The sequence below is a fragment of the bacterium genome (assembly GCA_026398675.1).
In the GTDB taxonomy this organism is placed as follows: Bacteria; RBG-13-66-14; RBG-13-66-14; order RBG-13-66-14; family RBG-13-66-14; genus RBG-13-66-14.
Window position 1 is genome coordinate 1 of sequence record JAPLSK010000308.1, and the last position, 5,516, is coordinate 5,516.

General features: G+C 66.2%; 4 protein-coding genes. All 4 read right to left on the minus strand.

Annotated elements, in window-relative coordinates:
* Positions 1 to 150 precede the first annotated feature (150 nt).
* Positions 151 to 1,614: a Ni/Fe hydrogenase subunit alpha gene (locus NTW26_09110; GenBank protein MCX7022412.1), complete on the minus strand. Its 1,464-nt coding sequence runs from the start codon at positions 1,612 to 1,614 to the stop codon at positions 151 to 153.
* Positions 1,614 to 2,588 (minus strand): oxidoreductase, encoded by a 975-nt coding sequence (locus NTW26_09115; protein MCX7022413.1) that lies wholly within the window; start codon positions 2,586 to 2,588, stop codon positions 1,614 to 1,616. The genes NTW26_09110 and NTW26_09115 overlap by 1 nt, the downstream gene beginning before the upstream one ends.
* Positions 2,589 to 2,682: 94 nt before the next feature.
* The gene (locus tag NTW26_09120; protein ID MCX7022414.1) at positions 2,683 to 3,129 is read right to left on the minus strand and encodes a hydrogenase iron-sulfur subunit; all 447 of its coding nucleotides are present in this window, start codon (positions 3,127 to 3,129) and stop codon (positions 2,683 to 2,685) included.
* A gap of 566 nt (positions 3,130 to 3,695) precedes the next feature.
* Positions 3,696 to 5,516, minus strand: a 1,821-nt coding sequence (locus tag NTW26_09125) for an FAD-dependent oxidoreductase (protein ID MCX7022415.1), incomplete at its 5' end; no start/stop codon positions are given.

Here is a 5,516-nt window from a genome sequence, read left to right on the forward strand (position 1 = left end):
CATCGCAACCTGGGGGGAGAGTCAGGATGAGGCATAAAAAACGGCGGGGACTAAAGTCCCCGCCCTACATTTAACGTATCCAGGTCCTCAACCAGCCCCCCAACCGGCGGCCCGTGGAAGGGCCGCCCTACATTAAGCGAAACCGACCTCTCAACCGTCGCGGCGGACGGTTTGGACGAGCTCGCCGTCGGGGCCGTAGATGTTCGCGATGAGCGGCGCATGGCCGACGGCGTGTGTGGCGCAGGCGTGGCACGGGTCGTAGGGCCGGAAGGCCATCTCGACCATGTTCAACAGGCCGTCGTCCACCTTGCCGCCCTTGATGACGGCCTTGGCCGCCTTCTCCACACTCATGGCCATGGGGGCGGCGTTGTGGTTGGTGGCCACGATGAGGTTGACCCGCGTCAGGATGCCGTCGGGGTCGGTCCAGTAGTGGTGGATGAGCGTCCCGCGCGGCGCCTCGACGATGCCCACGCCCTCGGACGGGGTTTTGGTCGGGAGGTTGCGGATGTCGTCGGAGGTGATTTCTTCGTCCTCCAGGAGGGTGACCATCTCCTCGGCGGCCTGGAGCGCCTCGACGAGACGGGCCCAGTGGAAGGCCAGGGTGTTGTGGGCCGGCTTGCCGCCCAGGGTGGCGAAGAGCTTGTCGTGGTGCTCCTGGGCCTTGGGGGTGCGCATGCCCTCGGCGGCGTTCAGACGGGCCAGCGGGGCCACGCGGTAAACGCCGGACTCGGGGCCGTCAACGAAGCCCTTCCATCCGACTTTTTTCAAAAACGGGAAGGTGATGTAGCTCCACGGCTCGACGTGCTCGGAGATGTGGTCGGTGTACTCGCGCGGCTCGAAGAGGGTGAACTCCTTGCCCGCGGGGTCCACCACGCGGACCCGCCGCTCGTAGAAGTCCACGTTCTTGTTGTCGTCCACCAGGCCCATGTAGTAGGTCTTGTGGGTGTAGCCGTCGGAGAGGATGAGGTCCACGTAAGCCTTGTTCGCCAGGACGATGTCGGCGAAGGCCGCCAGGGCGAACTCGGCGAAGCCGACGGCCTCCTTGGCCACCTCGAGGAACTGCTTGCGCTCGTCCTCGTTTATGCCGCGGGAGACGCCGCCGGGGAGACCGAAGACGGGGTGAATCACCTTGCCGCCGATGGTCTGGATGATGTTGCGGGTCTCGCGGCGGATTTTGATGAGCTTGCCGGCTACCTCGAGGCCGACCTTGCCGATGACGCCGAGGATGTTGCGCTCGGCGGCGGGGGCGGTGGGGCCGACGATGAAGTCGGGGCCGCCCAGGAAAAAGAAGTGCAGGTTGTGGTCCTCGAAGTAGAAGGTGTTGTAGACGAGCCGGCGGATGAGCCGGGCCGCCCGGGTCGGCTCCACGCCCCACAGGTCGTCCAGGCACTTGGTGGAGGCCATGTGGTGGGCGGTGGGGCAGACGCCGCAGATGCGCTCGGTGATGCGGGGCATCTCCTCGGAGGGGCGTCCGATGCAGAAGGTCTCGAAGCCCCGGACCTCGGGCACCTGGAAGAAGGCCCGCTCGACGTCCCCGGCGTCGTTCAAGAATATCTCGATTTTGCCGTGGCCCTCGAGGCGGGTTATCGGATTGATGGTGACCCGTGTGCTCATTATCCCTCACTCCTTGGAAGCCCGCGCTTGAGGATCGAGCTGGGCAGGCTGAATCGGTAAAGGGTTCCGGCCGGGTCCACCATGGCGGCGGCGGCCGCTGCAGCGTCTTCCTCCGTCAGGGCACTCCCGGCGGAGGCGATGGCGGACAGGAGCTTGGTCCCCTGATCCAGGGCCTCGGGCGGCGGCCCGAAGCAGCCGCGGCAGGGCATGTTGGCGCTGATGCAGCGCTCGCCGCAACCTCCCCGAGTCGCCGGACCCAGGCAGACGAAGCCCTGCGCCAGGTAGCACTCCTTGGGGTCGGGCTGGCTGGTGGCCACCCGCTTGAACTCCGCGATGGTGATTTTCTCCGGCTTGGTCTCGTTCAGGGGGCAGGTCTCGCAGAGCGACTTCGACGGCGCCAGGACCGACCCCTTGGGCGGCAGCTCCCCCTTGAGGATGGCCAGGACGGCGTTCAGGATGAGGTTCGGCGGGGGCGCGCAGCCGGGGAGGTAGTAGTCAACGTCTATCACCTCGTCGAGCCGCTTGACGCTGTTCCACACCGCGGGGAGCTCGAGGTCGTAGCCGTCAACGTTGGAGTGGGTCTGGGGCCGGACCTTGTCCGGGTTGTCCACGGTGATCGAGGTCTCGTACTTGTTGCGGAAGAGGTCCTCGGCGGTGGAGAGGTTTATCAGGCCGGGGATGCCGCCCAGGTGTGAGCAGGCGCCGAAGGCCACGATGAGCCCGCTCTTTTCGCGCAGGAGCTTGACCCACTCCTCGTGCTCGGAGAGGCGCACCGCGCCGTTGATGAAGGTTACGGCTATCTCGCCGCGCTTCCAGGCTTTCGCGTCCTTCAGCTTGAAGTCCAGGGCCACCGGCCAGAGGGCGATGTCCACGGCCTCGACGACCTTGAGGATGTCCTCGGCCAGGTCCACGACCGCCTCCTCGCAGCCGCCGCACGCGCCGCACCAATAAAACGCTACCTTGGGCTTTGCCATCTTAATAGAACCTTCCCGATCCCTCCCGGGGGAGGGGCACGTTATGGTTTCTTCCAAAAAGCTCTGCGACCCTAACGAGACCGGGCGACGGCGCCTAGGTCACCGCTTCGGTGATGGCCCGGGTCCGCTCGGCCCAGTTCAGGGGTCCCAGTTCCTTGACCCGGGCGGTAAAGTCGCGGATGGTATCGGCGAAGAGGTTGCCCTCCGAGGCCGAAATCCAGCGCAGCCAGACGCGGTCGGGCTCGATGCCGAACTGGCCCAGGAGCTTTACCAGCATCGGATAGCGGCGCATGGTCCGGTAATTGCCCACGTCGTAGTGGCAGTCGCCGGGGTGGCAGCCGCCGATGAGCACCCCGTCGGCGCCGTCGGCGAAAGCCTGGACGATGAAGGTGGGGTCCACGCGGCCGGAGCACATGACCTTGATCGGGGTGAGGTTGGGCGGGTACTTTATCCGGCTGATGCCCGCCAGGTCCGCGCCGGTGTAAGTGCACCAGCGGCAGAGGAATCCCACCAGCTTGGGCTCGAAGGTCTCGTCAGCCATTCTTTGACTCCCGGTGCAGTTGACGGGAAGGGTTTCCCGGTAATCCGCTTTTTACGGGGGTACTCCCCCGGGGAAACGTCGCGGGGGCATCCGAAGACGGGAAGGGTCTCCCGGTAATCCTCTTTTTTTACTTTGACACCGCTGCCGACGGGGTTGGAATTGTTCCGCCGGGGACCGCTTGGGTCATTCCTCCATGGACCGGCGCACCCGTTTCAGCCTGTAACGCGCTCCCAGCTTCCGTGGACCGGCGCACCCGTTTCAGCCTGTAACACGCCCCTAACCGTCGGGGGCAGAGGGTGGCGGCTTTTGAGTTCGCTCCCGGCCTTCAAGACCGCTTTCAGCCGATCGTGACCGTCGGACGCGGAGGGGGGTGACTAACTCAGCCGCTCCCGGCCTTCAACATCCACCCTAGCCGACGGAAATGGCAGTTTAAGATTCCCGCTACCGTGCCTCTCAACCGCCGACCGGGCGTTCCGCCCCGGCTACAATCCGCCCCAGGCGTAGGGAACAACCCACTCCCGCACCCATGCGGCCATCTCCCCGCGCACCCCCCGACCGGCGGGGACTTAGAGCATGCCCAGGACCTCGGCCAGAATCTGCACGTCCTCGTAGCCCTGCTGGCCGGCGGCGCCGGATGGGCAGCCCGCCACGCAGGTCCCGCAGCCCTTGCACAGCTCCTCGGTCACCACGGAAACCTTCTTCACGGTGTCGAAGGCGATGGCGAGGTAGGGGCAGTTCTGGATGCAGAGCTTGCAGCCGCTGCAGAGTTCCTCGTCAATGGAGGATTTGATGGGCTCGAGGACGACCTTTCCCTTGTCGAGGAGTGAGAGCGCCGCCGCAGCCGCCGCCGCGCCCTGGGCCACCGAGTCGGGGATGTCCTTGGCCCCCTGGCAGGTGCCGGCGATGTAGATGCCGTCCGTGGCAGTGTCCACCGGGGCCAGCTTGGGGTGCTTCTCCAGGAAGAACTGGCCCTGCATGCAGGAGAGGTGGAGGGTCTTGGCGACCTTGTCGGCGTCGGCCCGGGGCTTCAGGCCGCCGGAGAGGATGACCATGTCCACGGGGATGCGCCGGGTTCCGCCCAGGAGGGTGTCCTCGGCGACGACCACCAGCCGGCCCTTCTCGTCGGGGGTCTCCCAGGCGTCGGTCACCTCGGCCGCCTTGCCGCGGATGAAGTGCACGCCCTCGGCGAGCAGGCGCTTGTAGAACTCCTCGTAGCCCTTGCCGAAGGCGCGCATGTCTATGTAGAAGTTGTAAACCTCGGCCGGGGTGTGGTCCTTGACCAGGAAGGCGAATTTCAACGAGTACATGCAGCAGACGCGGGAGCACCAGGCGTTGTGGTTCTCGTCGCGGCTGCCGATGCAGTGGAGGATGGCCACCGCTTTCGGCTCGCGGCCGTCGGCGGTGAGGATGTGCCCCTCGGTGTACCCGCTGGCGTTGCAGAGCCTTTCGAACTCGAGGCCGGTGAGCACGTCGGGGAAGCGCTCCCAGCCGTACTGCGGCGTCTCGCGCACGTCGAAGGGCTCGAAGCCGGTGGCGACGATGATGGCGCCGACGTCCATTTCGAGGATGGTGTCGGTCATGGAGTGGTCTATGGCCTTGGCCTCGCAGGCTTCCACGCAAATCCGGCAGTCGGAGCAGCCGGCGCAGACCAGGCAGCGTTTGGCCTCCTCGACCGCCTGCTCCTGGGTGAAGGCCATCTCGACCTCCTCCAGGGAGATGCCGGCGTCGGGGTTCGTCGGGATGCGCTGCCTCGCCTTCTTCGGCCTCTCGGGACGGTGCACGTCGTCCATGAGGGGCAGCTCCTGCGGCCGGTGCTTGGTGGTGCGCATGACGTCGAGGTCCTCACCCCGGAGGAAGAGGTCCACGGCCTTGGCGGCCTTGCGGCCCGAGGCCATCGCCTCGACCACCGTGCTCGGGCCGGTTATCGCGTCACCGCAGCCGAAGACGGCTGTCCTGCCGGTTTCGCAGGTGAAGTCGTCGGCCTTCAGGGTGGCCCATTTCGTCAGGTCGAATTTCTCGTCGCGGACCAGGAAGTCCAGGTCCGGCAACTGGCTGATGGCCAGTATCATCTGGTCTATCTTGAACTCGGCGAAGTCTCCCTCGATGGCCACGGGACGCCGCCGTCCGCTCTCGTCGGGCTCGCCCAGGCGCATCCTCTGGCACCGGACCTTACCCAGGCGGCCGTCGTCCCCGGCAAGCATCTCGACGGGGTTGACGAGGAAGTGCAGCTCGATGCCCTCCTCGATGGCCGACTCGATTTCGGCGCCGACGGCCGGCATCTCCGGACGGGTGCGGCGGTAGAGGATTATCACCTTCTGCGCGCCGAAGCGCAGGGCGGTGCGGGCCGAATCTATCGCCGCGTTGCCGCCGCCGACCACGGCCACGGT